The organism is Collinsella aerofaciens, assembly GCF_015552075.1.
GTDB lineage: Bacteria > Actinomycetota > Coriobacteriia > Coriobacteriales > Coriobacteriaceae > Collinsella > Collinsella aerofaciens_Y.
This window is the reverse complement of the sequence record NZ_JADNDZ010000002.1, coordinates 1-1,217: the sequence shown is the minus strand read 5'-3', so window position 1 is coordinate 1,217 and position 1,217 is coordinate 1. Positions and strand designations below refer to the sequence as shown.

The 1,217-nt window shown below is 66.1% G+C and carries 1 protein-coding gene; it reads right to left on the bottom strand.

Annotation, left to right across the window (positions count from 1 at the left end; all coding sequences use genetic code 11):
• Positions 1 to 14: 14 nt before the first annotated feature.
• Positions 15 to 1,156 (bottom strand): IS3 family transposase gene (locus tag I2D41_RS00100; protein WP_370448105.1). Its coding sequence is split into 2 segments (ribosomal slippage): positions 15 to 898 and positions 898 to 1,156, totalling 1,143 coding nucleotides; the frame shifts between segments, so codons are not numbered across the junction.
• Positions 1,157 to 1,217: the final 61 nt, after the last annotated feature.

The window sequence follows — 1,217 nt, the reverse complement described above, 5'->3', positions numbered from 1 at the left end:
TGGATTGGCAACACCTATTTGGACGATTCCGGGAGGGACAGCCCCGCCTCCCTGAACTCGACCGGAGACATGTAGCCCAGCGTCGAGTGGATCCTGAAGTTGTTGTACCAGTGCACGTAGTCCGAGAGCTTGGCCCGGAGCTCGCGCGTCGTGCCGAACGTCTCGCGGTGGACGAGCTCGGCCTTCAGTATCCTGTTGGTCGACTCGTCGACGGCGTTGTCGTAGGGGCAGCCCTTGGCCGACAGCGACCTCTCAATGCCGAAGGCCTCGAGCATCAGGTCGATCTCGGCGTTGTCGAACTCGCTGCCGCGGTCCGTGTGGAAGACCTCGATGTCCGAGATGGGGAAGGAGAGCGTCGCGAACGCCGACTTGACCAGCCGGGCGTCCTTCCTGGGCCCGGCGGAGTGGCCGACGATCTCCCTGTTGTAGAGGTCGACGAGCAGGCAGACGTAGTTCCACGAGGCCCCGACGCGCACGTAGGTCAGGTCGCTGCATATATGGGTGCGCGGCGCCCTGCCGCCGAAGCCGCGCGCGACGACGTTGGGCACGTCGGCCTCGTTGACCGCCCCGGGGTGCACCTTGAACCTCTTCCTGCCGTATGCGCTGACCAGGCCGTTCTCCCTCATGATGCGGCAGACCCGGCGCCGGCTGACGGTGACGCCCGACCTCTCGAGCGACGCCTTTATCTTGCGCGAGCCGTACCGGCCCTTGCTGGCGGCGTGGGCCGCGACCACGGCCGGCGCGGCGGGGTCCGGCGCGGCGGGCCGGTCGGCCCGCGAGCGCATGGAGTAGTACGTCGACCTCGCGACGCCGAGGAGCCTGCACTGCGCTGATATGGGGTAGCGGCCCTCGTTGGCCGCTATGGCCCTCACTTTCGAGCGTATATCAGCGCCGCTTGTTTTAAGACGTCGACCTCCATCCGGAGCCTGCGGTTCTCGCGCTCGAGCTCCAGGATCCGGTTCTGCTCGGGCGTGCGGTTGCACGCGGCGCGCGGCGAGCCGGTCGCGTTTATCGACTTGATCCACCTCTCCACGGTGCTCTTGCCGAGGTCGTACTCGTCCATGATCTCGCGCTTGGGCTTGCCGGCGTTGTAGAGGTCGACTATCTGCCTCTTGAACTCGTCGGTGAAATGCCTCGGGTGCCTGGGGTCCCTCATATACGGCCCTCCCGTCTCCTGCGCCCCTCCCGGAACTGTCCACATCAGTGTAGCCAATCCA